The following is a 25,427-nucleotide window of genomic DNA, read 5'->3' as shown; positions in this document are numbered from 1 at the left end:
GCTGCTCTAAATATTCAGTGGCGTCTGCGGCGTGTCCGGGTTGAGCTGGCGGCGACGAAACTGCCCCGGTGGCTGGCCATGAATCTGGCGAAAACGTCGAGAGAAATAGGCCTCATCAGCAAATCCACACAGCCGCGCGACCTCGCCCACCGAGCGCGTGCTGTTGAGCAGGAAATTGCGCGCCGCGTGCATGCGCCGCTCCAGCACCAGCTCGGTGAACGTCTTGCCGATCTCCTTGCGCAGCCAGTGCGTCAGGTAAGTCGGTGACAGATAGGTCGCAGCGGCGACTTTGATCAGGTTGAGATCAGGATCGGCGATGTTCTTCCGCAAGTACTCGAACATTCGGCTCAAGGCGTCGCGACGGCTGTTCTCGGCGGCATTCTCTTCCGCCAGGCGCTTGAGCGGCTCGGCGTAAAGAAAACACACGCTGCCGATCATCTGCAGCAACAAGCCCTTGAGCATTTCCCGTGTGCCGAACTGACGGTTCTCATCAAGGCTGCGCATCTGCTCGATCAGGCCGCAGACCTGAGCGAAATCCTCATCGCCCAAAATGAAATCCAGATGCTCCTGAAAGCGGAACGGCGACAGTTCAGGCGCGAGCAGGATTGACACCTCTTCCAGATCCATCGGGTCGCACTGTAGATGCGGCAAGAGGAACGTCTGGGAAAAATTGATGACGATGAAATTGCTGTCTGCGGGATGCGGAATCACATGCACGCGGTGCGGCAGGATGAACGCCAGAGTGTTGCGCGGGAACGGCCGTTGCACGCTGCCGATGTGCTGCACGGTGTCGCCACCGAGGTTGATCTGGATTTGAAAATACTCATGCCGGTGAGGCGCGGTTTCGGCGCGCCGACCCTTTTTGTCGCGAATGTAGAAATCGGTCAATTCGCTGCGTTGCTGCATGACGTAGGTCGGGATACGGCTGGGTGAAGACATGGGCGGGAGGTCCTCCGGGCAGTGAGGTGGCGCCCGTCATCTTGCAGGGTTGTGCGGTGGGCGGCAACGAGTCATACGATGACGTTGTCTTTTTTGAAAGAAGCCTCGCGATGAGTCTGTCCAAAAACCGCACCACTATAAAAATACAGATAGTCGTTATTCTTCAGACATTTGGGATTTAAACCTGATCTTTATTCTCAAGACAATTTGTATTTGTCCTTTTGGACACGTTCGCCAAATCTACTTTTTTGAAGAGAAAACGTTCTAACCCATCGGTTGATTTAGAACCGTTGTACGACCACTGTAATGACCAACGCAGCCCAACCTCTTTCAAAAACAATCAAAGGTGCGCACGTCATGATCCTGCTATTTCCCCTCGCCGCCCCGCCCGACCTCCCCTTGAAGTCAATTGCACAAAGACGTTCCTGAACGTCTGAAAGCCGCGCTGCAACCCGTTCGATTGCCTTGCCCCACACCTTGCGGGCAACGGCATCGGCTGCTCGAAAAATCTCGACTCTTCTAACAATAACGAGGTCTCCGCATGTCCAACTCCCATTCTTCCAGTGCCACGGTGCCGCCGGTGATAGCCGGCGCACGCGATGCCGTTTCGGCGCAGCGTCTGCCTACCCGGCGGCGCTGGTTCATGCTGTCGTTGCTGCTGATTGCGACGATCATCAATTACATCGACCGGGTGAACATTTCGATTGCCGCGCCGTTCATGGCCAAGGACCTGGGTCTGGACAAGATCGAGATGGGCCTGATTTTTTCCGCATTCGCCTGGACCTATGCGCTGGCGCTGGTGCCGGCGGGGTTTATCGCTGACAGGTTTGGCTCGCGCTTCACCTACGGCGTATCGCTGATCAGCTGGTCGACCGTCACCGTTTGCCAGGGTTTCGCCACGGGGTTTGCCTCGCTGTTCGGCCTGCGACTGGCGGTCGGCGCCATGGAAGCCCCGGCCTTTCCGGCCAACAGCCGCGCCGTGACGGTGTGGTTCCCGGCGCGGGAACGCGGGATGGCCAGTAGCATTTACGTGTGCGGCCAGTACCTCGGCACGGCGCTGTTCACCGGCGCCCTGTTATGGCTGGCGACCACTTTTGACTGGCGCCACGTGTTTTACAGCACCGGCGCACTCGGCATCGTCTTCGGTGTGCTGTGGCTGTACCTGTATCGCGATCCGCTGAACTGCAAGAAAGTCAGCCAGGAAGAATTGAAGTACATCGAAACCGGCGGCGGTCTGGTCAAGAGCAGCCAGGAGCGCACGCGTTTCAACTGGCGGCAGATCGCCGAGCTGTTCAGCTATCGGCAGATCTGGGCGATCTGCATCGGCAAATTCGCCAGCACCTCGGCGCTGTACTTCTTCCTCACCTGGTTCCCGACCTACCTGATCGAAGAACGCAAACTGACCATGATCAAGGCCGGGATCTTCGCCGTGCTGCCGTTCGTCGGTGCGACGGTGGGGATTCTGCTGGCCGGCATCGTTTCCGACTTGCTGATCCGTCGCGGCTACTCGATGTCGTTTGCGCGCAAGTTGCCGCTGGTGGTTGGCTCGATGCTGGGCATGTCGATCGTGCTGGTGAATTTCACCGACTCCAACCTGATCTGCATCGCCGTGTTGACCATCGCGTTCTTCGCCCAAGGCATCGCGTCCTCATCGTGGGCGGCGGTATCGGAAGTGGCGCCAAAAGAGCTGATCGGCCTCACCGGCGGCATTACCAGCCTGGCGGCGAACATCGGCGGCATCGTCACGCCGATCGTGATCGGCGCCATCGTCCACGCCACCGGCACCTTCGCCTATGCCTTCTGGTTTATTGGCGGCGTGGCGCTGATCGGCACGCTCTCCTATTCGTTGTTGCTCGGACGTCTGTACCGCATCGAGCTGAAGGTGCGCTGAGGCGAAAAGCCCGGATTTGTCCAAACGCAGGCGGCTTTCGTCCAACTTCGCCGACGCCAGCCGCCGTACGCTGCCCTTTCAAACAGGATGACCCGCAGGATGAACATGACCGAATACGTCTTTACCCCGGATCTGCCCGTGACCTTGCCGGTCCTCGGCACCGAGCAGCGCTTCCCCGTCGGCCGGGTGTTCTGTGTCGGCCGCAACTACCCATGGCCGGACTCTCAAGGCCAGTCGCGCCAGCCGCCGGTGTTTTTCATGAAACCGGCAAGCTGCGTGGTCGATGCCGTCGGCGACGTCGCCTTCCCCTCAGTGTGCGAGGACTTCGTTCACGAAATCGAACTGGTCGTTGCCATCGGTGAAGGCGGCGCCCATATCCCCGAGGATCAAGCGCTCGCCTACGTGTGGGGCTACGCCGCCGGCCTCGACCTGACCCGCCGCGATGTACAACGCGCAGCCAAGAGCAACGGTTTGCCGTGGGAAGGCGCCAAGGTGTTCGACGGCGCCGCGCCGATGACTGCCGTTGTCCCGGTGAGCCGCTGCGGCCATCCCGAGGGCGAGTTGTGGCTTAACGTCAACGGCGAAGAACGCCAGCGCGACAACCTCGACAGCCAGATCTGGTCGGTCAGTGAAGTAATCGCGCGCATCTCGCAATCCGTGGCCCTGCGCGCCGGCGACCTGATCATGACCGGCAGCCCCGCCGGGGTTGACAGTCTGCAACCCGGCGATGTGATCAGCGCTGGCATCGACGGCATCGGCCACCTGGAAATGCGCGTCGGCCCACGGCCCTGATCCTGCGGATTAAGAAAAAGGAGAACAACAATATGACAACCTCTTTGAAAGTCGCGCTGGTGACCGGCGCCGGCAGTGGCATCGGCCGCGCCGTGGCACTCGGCCTGATGGCCGACGGCTTTACCCTTGTGCTCGCCGGACGCCGGCCCGAGCCCTTGCAAGCGCTGGTCGAACTGGCGCAGAGCCAGGGTCACCCAGCGCTGGCGGTACCCACCGACGTGCGTGATCCGGCCAGTGTCGACGTGCTGTTCGCGACCATTGCCGAGGTCTACGGGCGCCTCGATGTGGTCTTCAACAACGCCGGCGTCAACGCCCCCGCCGTGCCGCTGGACGAGCTGACCTTCGAGCAGTGGCGCAACGTGATCGACACCAACCTCAACGGAGTCTTTCTGTGCGCTCGCGGCGCGTTTGGGCTGATGCGCAAACAACAGCCGCAGGGCGGGCGGATCATCAACAACGGCTCGATTTCCGCACACACGCCGCGCCCGTTCAGCAGCGCCTACACCGCGAGCAAACACGCCGTGCTCGGCCTGACCAAATCCCTGGCGCTGGATGGCCGCGAATTCAACATCGCCTGCAGCCAGATCGACATCGGCAATGCCCTGACCGAAATGTCGGTGCGCATGACCAAAGGCGTACGCCAGGCCAACGGCAGCATCGCCGTCGAGCCGATGGTCGACGTCAAACACGTCGCCGATGCAGTGCGCTACATCGCCGGCCTGCCGCTGTCGGCCAACGTCCTGAACATGACCGTCATGGCCAGCGCCATGCCGTTTGCCGGCCGCGGTTGAGCCGGCCTTTTTATTGCGTAACGAGGTAGCCATGAAGCCAGAAATCCTGCAACTGAGCCCGATCCTGATCCCGGCAATCAACGCGCGTCTGGACGAACTGTTCACCGTACGCCGCTACTTCCAGCAAGCGGACAAACCCGCCTACATAAACGAACACGGCGCCAACATTCGCGGCGTCATCACCGGCGGCCACACCGGCATCAGCCAGGCGCTGATGGCGCAACTGCCGAACCTGGAAGTCGTCGCGGTCAACGGCGTCGGCACCGATGCCGTCGATCTGGCCTACGCCCGCGACCGCGGCATCCGCGTCACCGCCACCATCGGCGCCCTCACCGAAGACGTCGCCGACCTCGCCATCGGCCTGCTCATCTCGGTCTGTCGCGGTTTGTGCACCAGCGACCGCTACGTCCGCTCCGGCCAATGGCCACAAAGCCCGACCCCACTCGCCCCGCTGCCCCTGGCACGACAAGTCTCCGGCATGCGCATCGGCATCGTCGGCATGGGCCGCGTCGGCCGCGCCATCGCCACCCGCGCCGCCGCCTTCGGCTGCCCGATCAGCTACACCGACCTGCAACCGATGAGCGACGTCCCCCACACCTTCGTAGCCGACCTCAAACAACTCGCCCGCGACAGCGACGCCCTGATCCTCGCCGCCGCGGCGGACAAGGGCGAAGCGATCATCGACGCGCAAGTGCTGCAAGCGCTGGGCAAGGACGGTTATCTGATCAACGTCGCCCGGGGCAAACTGGTGAATGAGGCGGATCTGGTTGCCGCGCTTGCGGCTGGCGAGATTGCCGGGGCTGGGCTGGATGTGTTTGTCGATGAACCGAATGTGCCGGAAGCGTTGTTTGCTAATGAACAGGTGGTGCTGCAACCGCATCGGGCCAGCGCCACGCTTCAGACACGCACGCGGATGGGGGAAATGGTTGTGGCGAGTCTGGTAGATACGTTTGCGGGGAAAGTGCCGGTTGGGTGTGTGACGGGGTGAATGGTTGTTTGGGATAGGCTGCAGATTGCGTTGAGTCAGTGAAACCCAGCCCCCTCACCCCAGCCCTCTCCCCCCAGGGGGCGAGGGGGAAAGGGAGCCGATCTTCGTTGAATTCAAGAACGAGCTCGACGCAGAGTCTCAGGTCGGCGCATCTTCGACAAACACCTCGACCAAGTCCCCGGTACATACAACCCCGGGGGGCGAGGGGGAAAGGGAGCCGATCTTCGTTGAATTCAAGAACGAGCTCGACGCAGAGTCTCAGGTCGGCGCATCTTCAACAAACACCTCGACCAAGTCCCCGGTACATACAACCCCGGGGGGCGAGGGGGGAAGGGAGCCGATCTTCGTTGAATTCAAGAACGAGCTCGACGCAGAGTCTCAGGTCGGCGCATCTTCAACAAACACCTCGACCAAGTCCCCGGTACATACAACCCCGGGGGGCGAGGGGGAAGGGAGCCGATCTTCGTTGAATTCAAGAACGAGCTCGACGCAGAGTCTCAGGTCGGCGCATCTTCAACAAACACCTCGACCAAGTCCCCTCTCCCCTCTGGGAGAGGGTTAGGGTGAGGGCCGTCCCTGGAGAAACCGGATCGCAAGACAAAAGAACACTCCCCAATCATCATCGTGTTGCCTGATACACAGCCATCGCGAGCAGGCTCACTCCTACAGTTTTGATCGGATGCATTCAGTGAGAAAACGGTCGGCTGTCAGGCCGCCTTCGCGAGCAAGCTCGCTCCCACAGAAAAGCAAAAAGCAAAAGCAATCCGCCTCCTGCTTTTCACCACTCAATACAATGAGCGCAAGCTCGAGTAGCTTTTGATCCTGAAGCCCGTCGGCAGGCTGAGTGGAGGGATTGATCCGGGAGTGGGAGCGCAGCGACCGTACGACGCAGTCGTACACAGCGGAAGGAGGTGCAGCGAAGCAAACCGTAGCCGCTGCGCCCGGATCGATTCCGGAGCGAAGGTACCCCGAGCCTCAGCGAGCGGGCCGAACGTCAGGGCGCAGCCTTTTGGTTACTTTTTGCTGGGCCGGCATTCCGGCGTTTGAAAAAGTGACCCGCTGTAAGAGCGGAACCGTAATCAGCCACACCCGCAGAAACGGATATACACCCAAAACCCGAAGAGCATGGTCGGCCCAAAGGCCGCCAAGTCCAAAAAAAAGCCCCACAACCGAAAACCAGTGTGGGGCGAAAAAATTGGTTGGTTGCGGCCAACCAAAGGAGCTCTGTCAAAACCCGTCAAGCGCTCAGATCAAATGCACTCCTGAGCCGCCCGCTCAAAACTCGAAGGCAACAAATTCGACGCCAGCAAATGCCGCTCATAAATGAACACCTTGCCACCCTTCCCCGCCTTGTACGCCTCCAGCACGTTATCCGCCGACACCTTGCTCGGCACCACAATCCGATAACTGCGCTGACTCTGCGAAACCGTCGGATTCAACGCACTGCCCTGCAACTTCGGCACCACGCAATCGGCGTACTGCGCCGGCGTCTTGCTGGTCTGCAACGTCAGAGTCGGATCGTTCGGCGCCGAAGCACAACCGCCGAGCAAAAGGGAAACAAAAGCCATGGCTGGCACGAATAAAGGACGCATCGGGGTAATCCTGAAAATAAAGGTTCGGTTCAACCGGCAACGGTTCGACTTCACGGGATCGCCGCTGCCATTCAATTTTTTGGAGAATCAGCTCGACGCCACCAGGGCCTTGAGCGACACATCGAATTGCTTCAGCGCATTGAGTTGCAGATCACGCTGCTGATTGATCTGCGCGGCAATCTGCGGCGCTGCCTGGTTGTGCACCCAGACCGAAGGCAATTCTTGCTCGATCGCCCCCTCGGCCTTGCCGATGTACTGCAGATCGGCGTCGTAGAACCGTGCAGAGAAGCGCGCCTCGACCAGGCTGTTGCGCTGAGTCAGCAAGCGGTTGAAGGTATCGAGCTTGACCACCACATCCGGATGGGCCTGAAGCAGCACATCCAGATTGTCGTAAACGGTCACCGAGACGAACTGTCGCTGCAGCGAACTCACCAGCCAGTCGAGGGCCAGTTCTGGGTCGGAGCTGCCGACAAAGGCGTCGCGGATTCGCGAGTCCAGTGCGTCTTTGGCGCCGTTCAGCGCCATGTCGTGGTAACGCTCCAGGTATTGCAGGTTCTGCAAGGTGTTTTCGCTCAACAACACACCCACGGTCTGCGTGTGCTGCAGGGCCGAGGCGCTGGCGGCGATGGGTTGCAGGTGACACGACCGGGCGTCGTCTGCGTAAGCCGGTGCGGTAACTACCCCGCCCATCAGCAGGGCGATCATTGCCAGTCGAGTCAGAATGTTCATCGCGCAATTTCCTTGAGCTGCGTCTTCGATGGAGGCGATTTTCCGCCGATCGCCGCCAAAGCAGAACTTGCGTTTCTTGATGGTCACTATTACTTCCAGCAATAGTTGCGTGTCGCGCAGACTGATGCACACTGGATACATCCAAGAAAAATGATGAGGGTCTCGCCTTGAGAACGTTCGATCTGATCCGTGACGCCGTGCTGCCCGATTTCCGCGAGCGCGTGGCCGACTACCTGGTGCAGTACGAAAGCGTCCTGCTGGACAAAAACACCCGCGATGCGCAATTGATTCGCGACACTGCCCAGCAACTGCGCGGTTATCTGCGCGGGCTCAACACCACGCGGGTGCTGGGCATGGCCTATTGGGAAGAGCTCGATCGCCGCGTGGTAGACACCTGGCTAAGCCCGCAAGAGTGACCGCTGAAGCGCCAGTGGTCTGCCCGGCAACACGCCCCCTGCGAAAAACCTGACCAAACGCTTACAATCGCAGGCCTATTGCCATACAGACAGGCCTGCCCGGAAATGCCGCTCGACCCGCCAACGATGCTGACCATCACGATCGCCCTCGCAGCCGCTGCCGCGCTGTACCTGGCGGTCGAGTGGCGCAGCATCCGTGAGCCTTCGCTACTGTTCTGGAGCGCCGGTTTCGCCACCATCACCATCGGTTCCACCCTCGCGCTGCTGCGCAGCAGCGGTTTTCTGCTGCTGGGCATCTGGTTCGCCAACGGCCTGCTGGTGACCGCGCATTTCTTTTTCCTGCTCGGTGTGGCGCGCTTCACCCAGACCCGACTGTCGCCGGCGTGGTACCTGATTTTCGCAACCTGGCTGATCATGTTGATGTTGCCGGACGGCCCGCTGTGGTCCAAGGCCATGCTGGTGGCCAACTCAATGCTGGTGGCGATCCCGACCCTCAAGGCCAGTTCGCTGCTGCGCCCGCACGGCAAGTCGTTGAGCGTGGGCGCGGTGCAATTGCGTTATGTGCTGCTCGGCCATGGCATCTTTTATGTGGCCAAGGCCCTGACCGTGGTGATCCCCGGCACGCTGATCGATCTGGCGGCGTTTCGTGGCGAGATCATTCAGATCTCGCTGGTCGAAGGTGCGATGGCGATCATGTTGATCGCCCTGTCGATGACCGGCACCGAGCGTTATCGCCGGGAAAAGCAAATCGCCCGCCTCGCCGAGCGCGATCCGCTCACGGCCCTCTACAACCGCAGGGCGCTGGAAAAACGCACGCCCCGCCTGTTGGCCGGTGTCTCCGCGCACAGACCGGGTGCGCTGCTGTTGATCGATATCGACAACTTCAAACTGGTCAACGACCAGTACGGGCATATCGCCGGTGATCGCTTGCTGATTGCTCTGAGCGAGATGATCCGCGCCCAGCTGCCGCCCCATGCGCTGACGGCGCGGCTGGGTGGCGACGAGTTTCTGATGCTGCTCAACAATGCCTCAGCCGAAGCTATCCTTGAACTGGGCAATGCCTTGCGCGAACAGTTTCTGGCCTTGGCGTCGCACACCTATCCCACGTCCGCTGCGGTGACCTTGAGCATCGGCGCCACCCTGTTCGACAAACCGCCGGCCAGTCTGGCGGCGCTGATCGAACTTGGCGACGCCGCGCTCTACGAGTCCAAACGCGGCGGACGCAACCGCTTGCGCCTGTCCGGCCTCGCCACTCCAGGATGAAACCCGCCATGTCCAGCCACGACACCCCACTGCAAGACCTCGCCGCCCCCGAAGGCGTTTGTTACGGCTGCGGCGGCCGCAATCCGCAAGGCCTGCACGTGAAAAGTCGGTGGGATGAGGACGGCAACCACGTCATCGCCGAGCATCTGCCCGAAGCTCAATACTGCGGCTGGCCGGATCTGGTTTACGGCGGGCTGATTGCCATGCTCGTCGACTGTCACTCCAACTGGACCGCCATGGCCTGGCACTACCGCGCAGAAAACCGCGAAGCCGGCAGTCTGCCGCGCATCGACTGCGTCACCGGTAACCTTGGGATCAAATTCATCAAACCCACACCGATGGGCGTGCCGCTGCTCTTGCGCGCGCGAGTCGAAGGTGAAGTCGGGCGCAAGACCCGGGTGATTTGCGAGGTGTATGCCGGGGAAGTGCTCACGGCGGTGGGTGATTCGGTGTTTGTGCGGGTGGATACGGGGCAGTTGGCGGATGCAGCGCATGGCCGCAAAAGCCAAAGCCCCTCACCCTAGCCCTCTCCCAAAGGGAGAGGGAACTGACCGAGGTGCTTGGTGCAGATACGCCGACCTGGGAAACCGAGCCGAACTCAAATCTTGAAAAAACCCTCACCCTAGCCCTCTCCCAAAGGGAGAGGGAATTGACCGAGGTGTCTGGTGGAAATACGCCGACCTGGGAAACCGAGCCGAACTCAAATCTTGAAAAAACCCTCACCCTACCCCCTCTCCCAGAGGGGAGAGGGGATTTATCGAGGTGTCTGGTGGAATAGGCCGACCTGGGAAACCGAGCCGAACTCAAATCTTGAAAAAACCCTCACCCTACCCCTCTCCCAGAGGGAGAGGGGATTGACCGAGGTGTCTGGTGGAATAGGCCGACCTGGGAAACCGAGTCGAACACAAATTCTGAAAAGCATGAAAATCGGCTCCCTCTCCCTCGGGAGAGGGCTGGGGTGAGGGGCTGCGGTTCAAGCCACGCAGCCACACTCAAGCCGAAAGCGAAACGTTCTGAGCCAGCTCTTCAACGCGACAAAGCCACCACACCAGCCCGCGCCGCGTGCAGCTTTTTATAGCTTTCGATCAAGCGCAAATGCCGATCCAGCCCTTCCAGCTTCATGCTCGTCGGCGTCAAACCGTAAAAACGCACACTGCCATTCACCGAACCAATCGCAGCATCCATACGCTCGTCACCAAACATCCGACGGAAGTTGGCCTCGTAGTCTTCCAGCTCGAGATCCTCGTCCAGCTCCATCTCCAGCACCACATTCACTGCCTGATAGAACAAGCCGCGCTCTACGGTGTTGTCGTTGTATTGCAGGAACGCCTCAACCAGATCCTTGGCCTCGTCAAACTTCTGCAGTGCGAGGTAGATCAGCAGGCGCAGTTCCAGAATCGTCAGCTTGCCCCACGGCGTGTTGTCGTCAAACTCGATGCCGATCAGCGTGGTGATATCGGTGTAGTCATCCTGCTCGCTGCGTTCCAGGCCCTGGACCAGATTGCGCAGGCCAACCTTGCTGAGGTTGTGCAGATTGAGGATGTCGGCACGGAATTGCAGGGCTTTGTTGGTGTTGTCCCAGATCAGGTCTTCGACCGGGTAGATCTCCGAGTAATCCGGCACGAGGATGCGGCAGGCCTTGGCGCCGATGTGCTCGTAGACCGCCATGTAGACTTCCTTGCCCATGTCTTCGAGGATGCCGAACAGGGTCGCGGCTTCTTCGGCGTTGGAGTTTTCGCCTTGGCCTGAGAAGTCCCATTCGACGAATTCGAAATCTGGTTTGGCGCTGAAGAAGCGCCACGACACCACACCGCTGGAATCGATGAAGTGCTCGACAAAGTTGTTCGGTTCGGTCACTGCCTGCCCCGAGAACGTCGGCTGCGGCAAGTCGTTGAGTCCTTCAAAGCTGCGGCCCTGAAGCAGTTCAGTCAGGCTGCGTTCCAGCGCGACTTCCAGGCTCGGGTGCGCGCCGAACGAGGCGAAGACGCCGCCAGTGCGCGGGTTCATCAGGGTCACGCACATCACTGGGAATTCACCGCCCAGCGAGGCGTCCTTGACCAGCACCGGGAAGCCCTGCTCTTCAAGGCCTTTGATGCCGGCGAGGATGCTCGGGTATTTTTCCAGTACCTCTTGCGGTACATCCGGCAGGGCCATTTCGCCTTCGAGTATTTCGCGTTTGACCGCGCGCTCGAAAATTTCCGACAGGCACTGCACCTGCGCTTCGGCCAAGGTGTTGCCGGCGCTCATGCCGTTGCTCAGGTAGAGGTTTTCGATCAGGTTCGACGGGAAGTACACCACTTCACCGTCCGACTGGCGCACGAACGGCAGCGAGCAGATACCGCGCTGAGTGTTGCCGGAGTTGGTGTCGTAAAGGTGCGAGCCGCGCAGTTCGCCGTCGCGGTTGTAAATGCCAAGGGTGTAGTCGTCGAGAATCTCGCTTGGCAATTCGTCTTTCGAACCCGGCTTGAACCACTTCTCGTCCGGATAATGGACGAATTCGGCGTTGGCGATGTCTTCGCCCCAGAACTGGTCGTTATAGAAGAAGTTGCAATTGAGGCGCTCGATGAACTCGCCCAGCGCCGACGCCAGTGCGCCTTCCTTGGTCGCGCCCTTGCCGTTGGTGAAGCACATCGGCGAATGCGCATCGCGAATGTGCAGCGACCAGACGTTGGGCACGATGTTGCGCCACGAAGCGATTTCGATCTTCATGCCGAGGTCGGCGAGGATCTTCGACATGTTGGCAATGGTCTGTTCCAGCGGCAGGTCCTTGCCGGCGATGTAGGTGCCTGCCTGGGAATCGGACTGCGGCATCAACAAGGCCTGGGCATCGGCGTCGAGGTTGTCGACTTCTTCGATGATGAACTCGGGGCCGGTCTGCACCACCTTCTTCACGGTGCAGCGGTCGATGGAACGGAGGATGCCCTGGCGATCCTTGTCCGAGATGTCGGCCGGCAACTCGACCTGAATCTTGAAGATCTGGTTGTAGCGGTTTTCCGGGTCGACGATGTTGTTCTGCGACAGGCGAATGTTCTCTGTCGGAATATTGCGTGTGTCGCAGTACAGCTTGACGAAGTAAGCCGCGCACAAGGCCGACGACGCCAGGAAGTAGTCGAACGGCCCCGGTGCCGAACCATCACCCTTGTAGCGAATTGGCTGATCGGCGATCACCGTGAAGTCGTCGAACTTGGCTTCAAGTCGAAGGTTGTCGAGAAAGTTGACCTTGATTTCCATGCGGGATTACCAGAATACGGCTAAACGAATGGCGGCCATTATCCGGTTTTTGTGCGGGAAGTCTCGCCCTTTCGGGATTCGCCGCTGGCCGGCGCTGCTGGAAATTCCGGCAGATTCGCTACACTTTGAAAAAATCCAGGCGATACCAATAACAACAATCTGAACATTGTGCGCTCGCCATTGTTCTAGATTCAGAAGACACCGGATCAAGGACGAGCACATGGCCGTTATTCTCCCTGCGCAGCCAATCCCCACCCCGCAACGCGCCGTCACCCGGCGCCTGGCCATCGCCGTTGGCGCACTGTTCGTCGCTGGCGTTATTGCCGCGATCAGCACCCTGCTTGGCATTGCCAATACCCTGGATGCGAAAGATCTGGAACAGAACCAGTTCTATTCCGTGCGCGCCGTGGAAAACCGCATCACCGCGTCGAAAAACTACATCACCAGTTATGCCTACTGGACCCGCGCCTATGAGGCCTTGAGCGGGCCGATCGACGTCAATTGGGCCTACACCGAACAGAACATGGGCAAGACGCTGTTCACCAGCGACGGCTACGACGGCGTGTTCGTCCTTGATCGCAATCGCACCAAGTACGCGGTGATTCGCGGGCAGATGGTTGAAACCGACGTATCCAGCGTACTGCAAGCGCCCGCCTCGGCGCTGGTCGAGCAGGTGCTGAGCCAGCCTGATCTGACCAAGCCGATCAGCAGTTATTCATTGTTCGAAGGCTGGCCGGCGCTGATCACCGCTGCCGCGATCATTCCCAATGACGAGCGCCCGCTGGATGAATTGAGAAACACCTCGGTGCTGGTGTTCGTCGACAAGCTGACCCCGACCAAACTGCGCAAGATCGGCAGCGGTTATGGCCTGACGAACCTGACCCTCGTCCCGGATGAAACCATTGAGAAAGGCCATCCAAGCGTACCCCTCGACAGCACCGGCTACAGCCTGGTTGCCGACCTGCAGCGACCCGGTCAGCAATTGCTGTGGACGCTGGTGCCGCCGCTCGGCGCGACGTTTCTGGTGCTGATGCTGCTCACCGCCTATTTTTTCCGCCATGCATTGCGCTCATCGCAATACGTCGACAACAGCATTCATGCCATGCAGGCCTCGAATCAGGCACTCGAGAAAGCCAATCATGCCCTCGAAGCCAGTGAAGAACGCTTTCGCGCCGTGGCCGAAGCGGCGTCGGACTGGATCTGGGAAGTTGATGATCAGTTGTCGCTGACCTATCTGTCGGCGCGCTTCAGCGAAGTCACCGGTTACCCGCAAGCCCTGTGGCTGGGCCAGGACATCGGCGAATTACTGACTTGCGACACCACGCCACTGGAACTGTGGCTGCGCAAACTCAGCGAGGAAAACAGTGCCGGCGACTTGCGCTGCACTTATCGCGATCACTCCGGGCAGCCGCGCCACTGCCGGCTCTCGGCGCGGCCGATTTTCGACAAGAACAGCGTCGTCGGCTATCGCGGCACTGCCAGCGATATCACCGACGAAGTCGCCGCCCATGCGCAGATCCAGCACCTGTCGATGCATGACGCCCTGACCGGCCTGCCCAACCGCAACAAACTGGCGCGTTATCTCGACGACGTCCTGGTATTGAAGGAACACGCGCCGCCGCTGTCGCTGCTGATGATCGATCTGGACAACTTCAAGCCGATCAACGATTCCCTCGGCCATCCTGCCGGTGACGCGGTTCTCCAGGAAGTCGCCACGCGCCTGCGCGAATGCACCCGCGAGCACGACATCGTCGCCCGTCTCGGTGGTGATGAATTCGTCGTGGTGCTCAACGGCATGGACAGCCATAACGAGATCGACAAATTCTGCACACGGCTGATCGGCAGCCTGCATCAACCGATCAATTACGAACAACATCCGCTGCACATCGGCGCCAGCATCGGCATCGCCCTGAGTCGTCGACACGGTTTTGCCGCCAGCGATCTGATCCGCTACGCCGACATCGCGCTGTATCAGGCCAAATCCGACGGCAAGAACACCTGGTGCTTCTTCGAAGCGCACATGAGCGACCAGATCCAGACGCGCCGGCAAATGGAAGATGACCTGCGCCATGCGCTCAAGCACAACGAATTCGTCCTGCACTATCAGCCGCGCTACAAGGTTGATGGCAAGCACATCGTTTCGGTGGAGGCGCTGGTGCGCTGGCAGCATCCGACCCAGGGCCTGCTCGGGCCGGACGTGTTCATTCCGCTGGCCGAACAGACCGACCTGATCGTCCCGCTGGGCCGCTGGGTGCTGCGCGAAGCTTGCGAAACCGCGCTGGAATGGCCCCATGACATTCTGCTGTCGGTCAACCTCTCGCCTGCGCAGTTCGCTCTCAGCGACGTCGTCGAGGATGTTCGTGAAGTGCTGGTGGAAACGCGTTTCCCGGCCAGCCGTCTGGAGCTGGAGATCACCGAGAACGTGATGCTCAACGACACCGATGGCGCGCTGACTACCATGAATCAGCTCAAGGAGCTCGGCGTGCGTCTGAACATGGACGACTTCGGCACCGGTTATTCGTCGCTCGGTTACCTACGCGCCTATCCATTCGACGGGATCAAGATCGACAAACGCTTTATCGCCTCGATCAGCAGCGGCGCCAACGACCGTGCCGTGGTGCAGGCGATCATCGGTCTGGGCAAAGCCATGGGGCTGACGGTGACCGCCGAAGGCGTCGAGACCGAGGAGCAACTGGCGATTCTCGGCAAGGATCAATGCAACGAGGTGCAGGGTTATTTCATGAGTCGGCCGATCGACAAGGCGGCTTTTGCTGATCTGCTACGGGCTTCGCGACTGTCGCTGGTGAGCAAAAAAGGTCGGGTGACGTGAATATCAGCCATCGTTGGCAACGCGGACCTTGCCGCTGAACACGCGGAAACCGAAGGTGTTGTAGGCCAGCGTGATGGGGATCAGGACGGCGAATCCGACCAGCATGAAGATCTGGCTGTTCGGGCTGGATGCGGCTTCGCTCAAGGTCAGATCCGGCGGAATGATGAAGGGAAATAGCGCGACCAGCATCACCGCGAAAGCCAGGACGAAGATGCCCAATGCGGCGAACAGTGGGATGAAGTCGAAGCGGCAGTGAAAGCCTTTGCTGAACACCCATCCTAGAGCGCTGACGATCAGTCCTGCCGGCAACCACAGGCGAATATCGGCGAGCCTCCGGGCATATTGCGGCTGCAACGTCGCCGTCCATGCGATCAGCACCAGCAATAGTGCCGCGACGACCAGCGCCAGCATGCGGGCCTGACGAGCCGAGCGCTGCTGCAATTCATCCAGGGTGCGCCAGTACAACCAGCACGTCCCCAGCCAGACGTAACCGAGTACCAGCACCAAACCGCAAAACACCGGGAAGGGATTCAGCCAGTCGCGGCCATCGCCAATGTATTGACCGCCCCGATGCGCAACGCCTTGCACGAGAGTGCCGAGCACCATGCCCTGGACCAACCCGGTCAGCAGCGAAGCCAGGGCCAGCACACCGTCGACGATGCGCTTGCGTCGCTCGTTCGGTGCGTAATCGCGAAACTCCAGCGCCATGGCCCGCGCGATCAAGGCGAGGAACATCACGATAAAAGGCACGTACAAGGCCGGCAGCAAGATCGCGTACGCCAGCGGAAACAACGCCAGCAGCCCGCCGCCGCCGAGCACCAGCCAGGTTTCGTTGGCGTCCCACACCGGCAGAATCGACACCGCCATGGCTCGTCGCTGGTGTTTGCAATCCGTGAGGCCCATGAGCATGCCGACGCCCAGATCGGTGCCGTCGAGCACCACGTAGTTCATCACCGAGAACGCCAATGCGGCAGCGCACAACAGCGTCAGCCAGTCGGTGTCCATATCTGCGACTCCTCAGTGCCCGGTTTCGTCGGCAAGGGTGGGCTGCGGCCCGGGTTGATCCTCCTGCGGCGGCTCGCGCAACAGGCGCAGCAACACCCACAGACCGATGCCGAAGATCAGCAGATAAAACAGCAGAATCAGCCACGTCGACCCGACGACTTGAGCCCTGGACACCGATGACAGACTGTCCGCCGTGCGCATCAATCCGTAAACCGTAAACGGCTGTCGCCCCACTTCGGTGACAACCCAGCCGCTGAGCATTGCCAGAAATCCGGCCGGTGCCAGCAGCACGCACGCGCCCAGCCAGCGCCGCGCCGTGTACAGGCGATTCCGTCGGCGCAGGATCAGGCTGACCACACCCTGCCCAAGCATCAACAGCCCCAGCCCGACCATCAGCCGAAATGCGAAAAACACCGGCGCCACGGGCGGGATGTCCTCAGCCGGGAACTCATCAAGCGCAGCGATTGTGCTGGTCAGGTCATGCTGCAGGTAGAGGGAACCAATGCGCGGAATCGCCACCTCCCAGTGGTTGCGGCGCTCTTGCATATCCGGCCATGCGAACAGCCGCAGTGGCTCCCCTGCCCCTTGGGCCGGGCGCGTCCATGAGCCTTCGATGGCCGCCACTTTCTGCGGCTGGGCGTGCAAACTGTGCCGGCCATGCAGGTCCCCGACGACAATCTGCACCGGCATCAGCAGCGCAATCACCCATAGCCCCATGGAGAATTGCAGGCGAGCACGCGGGTTTTTCGGGGCCTTGCGCAATTGCCAGGCACTGATCCCGGCAATCAGCGTCGCGCTGCCGATGAACACGGCAAGCAGCATGTGCGCCAGGCGATAGGGAAACGAAGGGTTGAAGATGATTGCCCACCAGTCCTCGGCAAGGAACCGCCCGTCCGCGCCAATCGAATAGCCGGCCGGGGTTTGCATCCAGGAGTTGGCAGACAGAATCCAGAACGCGCTGATCAGCGAGCCCACCGCCACCGCGCACGTGGCAAAAAAGTGCAGACTCGGGCCGACTTTCTTCAAGCCGAAGAGCATGATGCCAAGGAAACCCGCTTCGATGAAAAACGCCGCCATCACTTCATAGAACATCAGCGGACCGAGGACATCACCGGCCTGCACCGATAGCCGTGACCAGTTGAGGCCGAACTGATACTCCAGAATCAATCCCGACGCCGTGCCCACCGCAACGTTGAGGGCGAATACCTTGAGCCAGTAACGATAAACATCCAGATAAACCTGGCGCCCGGTTTTCAACCACAACGCTTCCAGCACCATGAGGAAATTCGCCAGACCGATGCTGAACGCCGCCAGCACGATGTGAAAGCTGATCGTGATCGCGAACTGGGCGCGGGCGGCCATCAGGGCCGAATCAACAGGCTCCATCCATCAGCCGCTGTAGAACACAGCAAGCTTGTTGCCTTCGGGGTCGCGCAGATAGGCCACGTAAAAGTCCGGCGTATAGGCTTCGCGCGTGCCCGGCGGTCCTTCATTGCTGCCGCCACTGTCGAGCCCGGCCTTGTGCACCTGATCGACCTGGTGCCGCGAGTCGGCGCGAAATGCCGGCATCATGCCGTTGCCGGGTGTCGCCGGCTCACCATTGAACGGTTGCGAGATGTGCACACTGCCGGGGCCGTTGGACTTGTCGATGCAATCGGGCAGGTAAAAACAGTAGTGTTCTTCGCGATCATGCCGGTAGCCCAGCGGCGTCAGGATCGCCTTGTAAAAAGCTGCCGAACGCTCGACGTCGTTGGCGCCGATAAACAGATAACTGAGCATGGGACGTCCTCCGATGACAGCTGTCAGCGCTGCGGCTGTTCTTGGTTCAAGGTGAACACATTGCCGGCGTCACGCACCAACTGGCGCCATTCGGCACTGGTGATCAGGCCTTGCTCCTCCATCTGATCCGCAGCCTTGAGCAGCTCGTCATATTGCTGTTCCGGATCCAGATCGCCCTCGGCCTGCTCTGCCATCTTCCGCCATGCCGCCAGTGATGCCTGCTTTTGCTGATCGAACATACCGGTATCTCCTGAGGGACTTACCCGGTAGAAAAATCAGCGCGAGAGAGGTTCAGGGCAGACGACGGATGGACGGTTGATGCGCAAAACCTTGTCGGAGTGAGCCTGCTCGCGATAGCGGTATATCTGTCAAATTAAATTTGAATGTTCCTCCGTCATCGCGAGCAGGCTCACTCCCACAGAAAAGCAAAATCAAAAGATCGCAGCCTTCGGCAGCTCCTACAGTTGGATCGCGTACCACCTCAAGAACAGGTCGGCTGTCAGGCCGCCTTCGCGAGCAGGCTCGCTCCCACAGAAAAGCAAAATCAAAAGATCGCAGCCTTCGGCAGCTCCTACAGTTGGATCGCGTACCACCTCAAGAACAGGTCGGCTGTCAGGCCGCCTTCGCGAGCAGGCTCGCCTACAAAGCAAACGCAAAGCAGCGCAGCTGCCCGCGGCGAAGCCGCACCACTCAACAATGAGCGCAAGCTCGAGTACCGCTTTTGATCTTGATCCACCAGCGACGTCGGAAGGCTGAGTGGAGGGATTGATCCGGGCGTGGGAGCGCAGCGACCGTTCGACGAAGTCGAACACAGCGGAAGGAGGTGCAGCGAAGCAAACCGTAGCCGCTGCGCCAGGATCGATCCCGCAGCGAAGGAACCCGAGCCTGCGAGGGCCGAACGCAGGAGCAAGCCTTTTGGGTTACCTTTTTGGCGTCTGAAAAAGGTGACTCGCCGTAAGGGCGAAACCGCCAGCCGCAACACCCGAAAAAACGGATATACACCCAAAACCCCAAGAGCCTGGTCGGCCCAAAGGCCGCCACGCCCAAAAAAACCCGCAAATGTCAAAACCGCTCCGCCACCCGCTTGTACGCATAATCCGGCTCCCGGTACTTGCCCGGCTTCTGCCGTTTCGGCAACTCGACCTTGTCGCGCTTCACCTCTTCATAGGGGATGCGACTGAGCAGATCAGTGATGATGTTCAGCCGCGCACGACGTTTGTCATTCGAGTCGGCAACCCTCCACGGCGCCCAATCGGTGTCGGTGTGCTTGAACATTTCGTCCCGCGCCCGTGAGTAGTCATACCAGCGGCTGTAGGATTTCAGATCCATGGGTGTCAGTTTCCAGATCTTGCGCCCGTCATTGATTCGCGCTTCAAGCCGGCGGGTCTGTTCCTCCGGACTGACCTCAAGCCAGTACTTGAGCAGGATCACCCCCGAATCGACGATGGCGTTTTCCACCCACGGGATCGACTTGAGAAACTTGTCGGCCTGCTCCTCCGTACAAAAACCCATGACCCGTTCGACACCGGCGCGGTTGTACCAACTGCGGTCGAAAATCACCACCTCGCCGCCCGCCGGCAGATGCGGCAGATAGCGCTGTACATGCATCTGACTTTTTTCTCGATCGGTTGGCGCCGGTAATGCCATCACGCGGAACACCCGTGGGCTGACGCGCTCCGTGATCGCCTTGATCACCCCGCCCTTGCCCGCACCGTCGCGCCCTTCGAAAACAATACAAACCTTGACACCTTTGGCGATGACCCACTCCTGCAGCTTGACCAGCTCAACGTGGAGCTTGCGCAGCTGTTCGAGATAGTCCTTGTTTTTCAAGCGCGGACGTTCGATTGCCTTTGCAGGTTTCTTCTTGTCTTTCGCCATGAACCTGTCCTCGCGCTTCAACAGCCCGCTGAATTTGTTTATTGACCCGAAGGGCCTGATCCGTGAGGTTAGTTCACGCCCGGTTGTTTGCCATTGCCGGGCAAAAAAGCCCTGTCGCCATGTGTTTCCTGAGGTTGTTCCGACGTCGCACTGTTCATTGCCCGATCCCCTGTTTGCTGGAGTTTTTTCGATGCCGTCGTCCAAATCATTGCCCACTGCCCTGCTCGGTCTGGCCCTGGCCTGCCCGGCGATGGCCGAGACCCAAGGTCTGGAGCTGGGGCAAGTGCTGATTTCGGCAGATGAGCGCAGTGGCAGCGATGCAGCGGTCGAAGAAGCGCGGCAACGCCTTGAGCAGGTTCCCGGCGGCGCCAACGTGGTCGACATGCGCCAGCCGTTGCAGGGCCGCGTTGCCAGCAATCAGGATGTGCTGGCCTATCAGCCGGGGGTGTATGCCCAGTCGGCGGGCAACGAAGGCGTAAAGATTTCCATCCGTGGTTCAGGCATCAACCGCGCACCCGGTGCCCACGCCTCGGGGCTGTACACGATGCTGGATGGCTTGCCGCTGACCGGCCCCGGCGGCACGCCGTATGAATTGCTCGAACCGCTGTGGGTCGACCATGTCGAAGTGCTGCGCGGCGCCAACGGCTTCGATCGCGGCGCGCTGGCACTGGGCGGAGCTATCGATTACGTCAGCCACACCGGTTACACCGCGCCAAAGCTGCACGTGCGCTACGCCACCGGCAGCCATGGCTATCAGCAGCGCCAGGTCAGCTCCGGGCAAGTGCTGGGAGATTTCGATTACTACGTGTCCCTGACCGATGCCAACGCCGACGGCTATCAGGACCACACCGCCAGCGAGAGCAAAGGCCTGGTCGCCAACTTCGGCTATCGCTTCAACCCGAATCTGGAAACCCGCTTCTACTTCCGCTATCGCGAAACCGACAACGACCTCGCCGGTCGCGTGACCAAGCATTCCATCGAACACAGCCCACGGGCAGCCAACCCGGCGTATGTGGCCCGCGATGACAGCCGCAAGCAGCCCGGCAGTACGTTCATCGGCAACAAGACCACGTTCTACCTCGATGACGATTCGAGCATCCAGACCGGCCTCGCCTACCACGACTACCCGATGGATCTGCGCGAAGGCCCGAACCGGCTGAAGGTGGCTTATACCGACGTCAGCGGCACCTTCGACTACAAACGCCGCGACACTTTGTTCGGGATGGAAAGCCGCAGCAACGTCGGCCTGCGCGTGACCAAGCACCTGCCCAACGATGGCGCCAGCGAGTTCGTGCGCATCCCGAGTGGCAACACCGCCAGCTACGCCCCGGGCACGCGGATGCGTAATTTCACTTATCAGGGTTCAGATACCGTGCTGCATTTCGGCAATGACCTGGAAATTGCCGACGACCTGTGGCTGACCACCGGCCTTGCCGCCATCTACACCCGCCGCGAAAGCGCCGTGACCTATCCGCAGGGCGGCGGCAAAACAAGTCTCAGCGACTGGGACTATGCACCGCGCATCGGCCTGCGCTACCAGATCACCCCGGACGTGCAAGTGTTCGGCAACCTCAGCCGCTCCGTCGAAGCACCGCACCCGTGGTCGCTGATCTACAGCTCCAACGTGCGCTTCCCTGCCGGCAACGGCGCCGCCACCGGCACCCAGCGCGACCCGGTCGAACTGCAAAACCAGACCGCTACCACTCTGGAACTCGGCGGCCGTGGCGACAGCCATTTGGGCGAATGGAGCCTGGCCTGGTACTACGCGCAAGTTCGTCACGAACTGCTCTCGGTACTGCCGGACGCCAACGCCGTCACGCCCTACGAACTCAACGCCAGCCCGACCGTGCACCAAGGCATCGAGGCCAGCCTGAACAGCAAACTCTGGACCGCCGCCGACGGCCGCCAGTTGAGCTTGCGCCAGGCCTACACCTTCAGCGACTTCCACTACCGCGACGACGAACGCTTCGGCGACAACCGCTTGCCGGGCCTGCCGATGCATTATTACCAAGGCGAACTGCGTTACGACTGGCCGCAGGGCTTCTTTGCCGCCGTGAACACGCAACTGGTCTCCAAAGTTGCCGTGGACTACGCCAACAGCTACTACGCCGATCCCTACGCCCTGTTCGGCGCCACCCTGGGCTACAACGCCCCGAAGGGCGACTGGCAAGGTTGGGTCGACATGCGCAACCTGACCGGCAAACGCTACGCGGCAACGGTCACGCCGGGGTATGACGACAAAGGTCTGGATGCTGCGCGGTCGACTCCGGGTGAAGGGATGGGGGCTTATGTTGGGGTTTCGTGGAGTTTGCTATAAGACCCAACGCGAAATTCAAATGTGGGAGCGAGCCTGCTCGCGAAAGCGGTGTATCAGCCGTGAGTTATTTCAACTGACACGACGCCTTCGCGAGCAGGCTCGCTCCCACAGTTGGCTTTGTGGTGTGGGTTAGAACGACGCAGGATTCGAATCTCTGGACGAGTATCATCGTGACAGCACGTCTCATCGGACCGACCAGATAATCATCGCTCTCCATTGAAAATAACGGACTGACCTCATGGATACTTCCCAAGAAAACCCTCTGGAAACATCGCTCCGACTGGCGGCCGATGAACCTGCGCATCGCCCTGAGTTCTATCGCACCCTGCTGGATTCCACTGTCTACATCCTCGGCACCGCCGGTGCGGCGCAAGGTCATGTCAATCTCGAAGCCGGCAGCAACATCAGCATCGCCCATTGGCAGAAGCCCGATGGCACGCCGGTCATTCCGTTCTTCTCCTCGCTGCCAACGCTGCAACAATCCATCGACAGCGAGCAGAGCTATGTAGAAATCCCTGCCCGATCATTGTTCGAAATCACGCTGGGCGCGCTGCTCTTTCTCAATCCGAAGTCGCCGTACGGCAAGGAATTCTTTCCGGAGGAAGTGCAACGCCTGCTCTCAGGCGAAATCGGCCGGCCCGCCACGCAGCGTACCGTTGAAAAAGAAACCAACGTCTTGCTTGGACAGCCTTCGGACTACCCATCGACGATGGTCCATTCGCTCTCGCAACTGCTGGCCAAACACGCCAATGTGAAACGCGCGTTCCTGGCGCTGATGCACGACCCCTCGGTTGATGAAAAACCGCACTTGATCGTCGGCATCGAAGCGGATGGCGATATCGAACAGGTCATGCGCGAAGCCGGCAATGTCGCTGCGGACACAGCCCCTGATGGCGGGCCGGTTGATTTTTGCCGCGTGCTGACGGGACAAGCCGGGCTGAGTGATTACTTCCTCAGGGAGACCAAACCGTTCTACGAGCGCAAGTCACCGAGCAAGCTGCGTTCGTTCTTTGGCTTTGGTTGAATACGATCTGATGAAAATCGCAGTCGCCTGCATGTCGCTTGATCAGCAGGCCAGTGGTCGATTCTCATGAGCGTGACCTTGGATTCTCTCAACCCGCCCTCATAACAGTGGGTATCCCCCCATCGTCTCGAGAGGAAGCACACACCATGACCACTCAAACCGAAACTGCCATTCTCGCCGGCGGCTGCTTCTGGGGCATGCAGGATCTGTTGCGCCGCTATCCGGGTGTGCTGAAAACCCGCGTCGGCTATACCGGCGGCGATGTGCCGAATGCGACCTATCGCAACCACGGCAACCACGCCGAAGCCATCGAAATCGAGTTTGATCCGGCCGTGATCAGCTACCGGCAGATCCTTGAGTTCTTCTTCCAGATCCACGACCCGAGCACGCCTAACCGTCAGGGCAACGATCTTGGCCCGAGCTACCGCTCGGCGATCTACTACCTCAACGACGAGCAGCGTGCCGTCGCTGAAGACACCGCCGCCGATGTAGACGCATCGAAGTTGTGGCCGGGCCGAGTGGTTACGGAAATAGAACCGGCCGGCCCGTTCTGGGAAGCGGAACCCGAGCATCAGGATTACCTGGAGCGGATTCCGAACGGCTACACCTGCCATTTCATCCGGCCTAACTGGAAACTGCCGAAGCGCGGTTGAAGAAACTGCTGGCGGGGTTCAATGCCCCGCCACCACCGAAGCTTCTACAGAGCGCGGGCCCGACTTGAAACCGTGGGCCCGGGCACCCCAGGCAATGGCGAAGGCGATAGCGACCAGTGCCAGCATGGCCCACGGAAATGAGGTAACGCCCCACTGATCGAGCAGCACGCCGCCGACGACACCGCTGCCAGCGATCGCGCTGTTCCACGCCACTACGTTCAACGACAAGGCGACATCCGCTCCGTCGCCCGCCGCATCAGCCAGCGCCGTTTGCAACAGCGTCGCCGCGCCGCCAAAGGTTAAACCCCATGCCGCCACGCCGAGATAAATCACCTCTGGGCTGCCTCCGCCAAATCCCAGCGCCACGCAGACGGCGGCAAAGGTCGCCAAACTCAGCAGAACCGTCGAACGCAGCAGCGGCTCGACCAGCTTCGCCGTCAGCCATATCCCGACCAGAGCGGCGATGCCGAAGCTCAACAACACCACATCCACCCGCTCGGCCATGCCCGCCGGCGCCACGAACGGAGCGATATAGGTGTAGAGAATGTTGTGCGCCAGCATCCAACTGATCACCACGGCTAGCACAGGACGCACGCCCGGGGTAGTCAGGACTTTGCTCAGCGATAGGCGTTGATGGGCCGGCTGCGGCGGGTAGTCGGGCACTTTCACCAGTACCCAGACGATCAGTACCAAGGTCAGCGCCGACATCAGACCGAATGTAGTGCGCCAACCGACCAGCCCACCGAGCCACGTACCCAGAGGCACGCCCAGCGACAGCGCAATCGGTGTGCCGACCATCGCCAGCGCCAACGCCTTGCCCTGCTGTTCGGGCTCAACCATGCGTCGCGCATAGCCGGCCAGCAGACTCCATGCCAGACCCGCCGCAACCCCGGCGAAGAACCGCGCGACCAGCGTCACGCCGTAATGCGACGACAGCGCGGTAATCGAATTGAACAGCAGGAAACCGACAATCGTCAGCAGCAGCACGTTGCGGCGCCGCCAGCCCCGGGTGGCGATGGTCATCGGGATCACCGCCAGTACGGAACCCAATGCGTACGCGGTAACCATTTGCCCGGCCATGGACGGCGAAATCGCCAGGCCTTCACTGATCAACGGCAACAGGCCCGCCGGCAGGGTTTCGGTGACGATGCAGATGAAGCCAGTCATGGCCAGCGCCAGCAAAGCGCCGATGGGCAGACCTTTTGGCGTAGCCGTTAACGTGATTGAAGGTGTCACTGGAAGCTCCTCGAAAAAACCGACTCAGATTTAAATACCGATCGATCTAGATCCTGAGGGTGCATGCGCAGCG

21 protein-coding genes are annotated in these 25,427 nt (G+C 60.4%); 11 read left to right on the top strand and 10 right to left on the bottom strand.

The window, feature by feature from the left end; all coding sequences use genetic code 11:
* Nucleotides 1-6: 6 nt before the first annotated feature.
* A complete protein-coding gene (locus AB4O45_RS24665) occupies nucleotides 7-939 on the bottom strand; it encodes a helix-turn-helix transcriptional regulator (protein ID WP_150742602.1) in 933 nt (310 codons plus the stop codon).
* A gap of 541 nt (nucleotides 940-1,480) precedes the next feature.
* On the opposite strand from AB4O45_RS24665, the gene AB4O45_RS24660 reads away from it, so the two are divergent.
* The 4 genes from AB4O45_RS24660 (at nucleotide 1,481) to AB4O45_RS24645 (ending at nucleotide 5,401) form a co-directional block, all read left to right on the top strand.
* Nucleotides 1,481-2,830 carry an MFS transporter gene (locus AB4O45_RS24660; protein WP_056785134.1) on the top strand — a complete coding sequence of 450 codons (1,350 nt, stop codon included), beginning with the start codon at nucleotides 1,481-1,483 and terminating at the stop codon, nucleotides 2,828-2,830.
* Nucleotides 2,831-2,929: 99 nt separating this feature from the next.
* Nucleotides 2,930-3,622 (top strand): fumarylacetoacetate hydrolase family protein, encoded by a 693-nt coding sequence (locus tag AB4O45_RS24655; protein WP_095179706.1) that lies wholly within the window; start codon nucleotides 2,930-2,932, stop codon nucleotides 3,620-3,622.
* A gap of 32 nt (nucleotides 3,623-3,654) precedes the next feature.
* A complete protein-coding gene (locus tag AB4O45_RS24650) occupies nucleotides 3,655-4,413 on the top strand; it encodes an SDR family oxidoreductase (protein WP_095179705.1) in 759 nt (252 codons plus the stop codon).
* Between the two features lie 31 nt (nucleotides 4,414-4,444).
* Entirely contained in the window at nucleotides 4,445-5,401 is a 957-nt protein-coding gene (locus tag AB4O45_RS24645) for a 2-hydroxyacid dehydrogenase (RefSeq protein WP_310219610.1), read from the top strand.
* Nucleotides 5,402-6,651: 1,250 nt separating this feature from the next.
* On the opposite strand, the gene AB4O45_RS24640 is transcribed toward AB4O45_RS24645, so the two are convergent.
* Both AB4O45_RS24640 and AB4O45_RS24635 read right to left on the bottom strand, forming a co-directional pair.
* Nucleotides 6,652-6,993 carry a YajG family lipoprotein gene (locus AB4O45_RS24640; RefSeq protein ID WP_041480431.1) on the bottom strand — a complete coding sequence of 114 codons (342 nt, stop codon included), beginning with the start codon at nucleotides 6,991-6,993 and terminating at the stop codon, nucleotides 6,652-6,654.
* Between the two features lie 87 nt (nucleotides 6,994-7,080).
* Nucleotides 7,081-7,722 (bottom strand): ATPase, encoded by a 642-nt coding sequence (locus AB4O45_RS24635; protein WP_460160692.1) that lies wholly within the window; start codon nucleotides 7,720-7,722, stop codon nucleotides 7,081-7,083.
* A 167-nt stretch (nucleotides 7,723-7,889) separates the two neighbouring features.
* Here AB4O45_RS24635 and AB4O45_RS24630 point away from each other — a divergent pair, with 167 nt between their 5' ends.
* The 3 genes from AB4O45_RS24630 (at nucleotide 7,890) to AB4O45_RS24620 (ending at nucleotide 9,925) form a co-directional block, all read left to right on the top strand.
* Nucleotides 7,890-8,138: a hypothetical protein gene (locus AB4O45_RS24630; protein WP_217850253.1), complete on the top strand. Its 249-nt coding sequence runs from the start codon at nucleotides 7,890-7,892 to the stop codon at nucleotides 8,136-8,138.
* A gap of 105 nt (nucleotides 8,139-8,243) precedes the next feature.
* The gene (locus tag AB4O45_RS24625) at nucleotides 8,244-9,401 is read left to right on the top strand and encodes a GGDEF domain-containing protein (protein ID WP_460160691.1); all 1,158 of its coding nucleotides are present in this window, start codon (nucleotides 8,244-8,246) and stop codon (nucleotides 9,399-9,401) included.
* 8 nt (nucleotides 9,402-9,409) lie between these two features.
* Nucleotides 9,410-9,925: a PaaI family thioesterase gene (locus AB4O45_RS24620; protein ID WP_056785119.1), complete on the top strand. Its 516-nt coding sequence runs from the start codon at nucleotides 9,410-9,412 to the stop codon at nucleotides 9,923-9,925.
* 502 nt (nucleotides 9,926-10,427) lie between these two features.
* On the opposite strand, the gene AB4O45_RS24615 is transcribed toward AB4O45_RS24620, so the two are convergent.
* On the bottom strand, nucleotides 10,428-12,632 hold the full coding sequence (locus AB4O45_RS24615) for an OsmC domain/YcaO domain-containing protein (protein WP_460160690.1): 2,205 nt from the start codon (nucleotides 12,630-12,632) through the stop codon (nucleotides 10,428-10,430).
* A gap of 220 nt (nucleotides 12,633-12,852) precedes the next feature.
* Here AB4O45_RS24615 and AB4O45_RS24610 point away from each other — a divergent pair, with 220 nt between their 5' ends.
* On the top strand, nucleotides 12,853-15,462 hold the full coding sequence (locus AB4O45_RS24610; RefSeq protein ID WP_460160689.1) for a bifunctional diguanylate cyclase/phosphodiesterase: 2,610 nt from the start codon (nucleotides 12,853-12,855) through the stop codon (nucleotides 15,460-15,462).
* A gap of 3 nt (nucleotides 15,463-15,465) precedes the next feature.
* Here AB4O45_RS24610 and cydB read toward each other — a convergent pair whose 3' ends face one another.
* The 5 genes from cydB to ppk2 all read right to left on the bottom strand — a co-directional run bounded on the left by cydB (nucleotide 15,466) and on the right by ppk2 (nucleotide 20,124).
* Complete coding sequence (cydB, locus tag AB4O45_RS24605) at nucleotides 15,466-16,467, bottom strand: cytochrome d ubiquinol oxidase subunit II (RefSeq protein WP_460160688.1); 1,002 nt, start codon at nucleotides 16,465-16,467, stop codon at nucleotides 15,466-15,468.
* A gap of 12 nt (nucleotides 16,468-16,479) precedes the next feature.
* Nucleotides 16,480-17,853 (bottom strand): cytochrome ubiquinol oxidase subunit I, encoded by a 1,374-nt coding sequence (locus AB4O45_RS24600; RefSeq protein ID WP_460160687.1) that lies wholly within the window; start codon nucleotides 17,851-17,853, stop codon nucleotides 16,480-16,482.
* Nucleotides 17,854-17,856: 3 nt separating this feature from the next.
* Nucleotides 17,857-18,246 (bottom strand): VOC family protein, encoded by a 390-nt coding sequence (locus tag AB4O45_RS24595; protein ID WP_150635567.1) that lies wholly within the window; start codon nucleotides 18,244-18,246, stop codon nucleotides 17,857-17,859.
* 23 nt (nucleotides 18,247-18,269) lie between these two features.
* The gene (locus AB4O45_RS24590) at nucleotides 18,270-18,485 is read right to left on the bottom strand and encodes a hypothetical protein (RefSeq protein WP_095179697.1); all 216 of its coding nucleotides are present in this window, start codon (nucleotides 18,483-18,485) and stop codon (nucleotides 18,270-18,272) included.
* Between the two features lie 823 nt (nucleotides 18,486-19,308).
* Nucleotides 19,309-20,124, bottom strand: a complete 816-nt coding sequence (gene ppk2 / locus AB4O45_RS24585) for a polyphosphate kinase 2 (protein ID WP_056785103.1) — start codon at nucleotides 20,122-20,124, stop codon at nucleotides 19,309-19,311.
* A gap of 190 nt (nucleotides 20,125-20,314) precedes the next feature.
* Here ppk2 and AB4O45_RS24580 point away from each other — a divergent pair, with 190 nt between their 5' ends.
* The 3 genes from AB4O45_RS24580 (at nucleotide 20,315) to msrA (ending at nucleotide 24,118) form a co-directional block, all read left to right on the top strand.
* A complete protein-coding gene (locus AB4O45_RS24580) occupies nucleotides 20,315-22,441 on the top strand; it encodes a TonB-dependent receptor family protein (RefSeq protein WP_252877965.1) in 2,127 nt (708 codons plus the stop codon).
* Nucleotides 22,442-22,679: 238 nt separating this feature from the next.
* Entirely contained in the window at nucleotides 22,680-23,465 is a 786-nt protein-coding gene (gene sseB / locus AB4O45_RS24575; RefSeq protein WP_095179694.1) for an enhanced serine sensitivity protein SseB, read from the top strand.
* Between the two features lie 146 nt (nucleotides 23,466-23,611).
* Complete coding sequence (gene msrA, locus AB4O45_RS24570; RefSeq protein WP_016774420.1) at nucleotides 23,612-24,118, top strand: peptide-methionine (S)-S-oxide reductase MsrA; 507 nt, start codon at nucleotides 23,612-23,614, stop codon at nucleotides 24,116-24,118.
* Nucleotides 24,119-24,136: 18 nt separating this feature from the next.
* Here the strand turns inward: msrA and AB4O45_RS24565 are convergent, their stop codons facing one another.
* Nucleotides 24,137-25,354, bottom strand: a complete 1,218-nt coding sequence (locus AB4O45_RS24565; protein ID WP_076563247.1) for an MFS transporter — start codon at nucleotides 25,352-25,354, stop codon at nucleotides 24,137-24,139.
* Nucleotides 25,355-25,427 lie beyond the last annotated feature (73 nt).

This window comes from Pseudomonas sp. S2_B10 (genome assembly GCF_054668425.1).
The sequence above is the reverse complement of the archived record's forward strand: the minus strand, read 5'-3'. Positions and strand labels throughout refer to the sequence as shown.